Raw genomic sequence first — 225 nt, forward strand, 5'->3', positions numbered from 1 at the left:
ATCAATCTAGCGATTGGGGTATTGCCTCCGTTGAGCTATTTCCCTTACCTGTTGTTGGAGAAAGGCGACTGGGTATTGAGTGAAAATGGCTTTTACGAGCAAGTAACAGAAGACTGGTTCTATCACTCGTCAGAGGGATCCCCAGGGGACAATGGTAATGCCAACAGCCCTTATTGGTTTGCAGGCGGCTGGCCATCTATCTACGGAAGTGGAGACTGTGTGCGT

At 49.3% G+C, this 225-nt stretch carries 1 protein-coding gene; it reads left to right on the forward strand.

Features of this window, described 5'->3' with window-relative positions; all coding sequences use genetic code 11:
- Positions 1–225: hypothetical protein (locus LVD47_RS23580; RefSeq protein WP_236981192.1), on the forward strand; the 225-nt coding region annotated here is incomplete at both ends.

The organism is Membranihabitans maritimus (genome assembly GCF_021729145.1).
In the GTDB taxonomy this organism is placed as follows: domain Bacteria; phylum Bacteroidota; class Bacteroidia; order Chitinophagales; family Saprospiraceae; genus Membranihabitans; species Membranihabitans maritimus.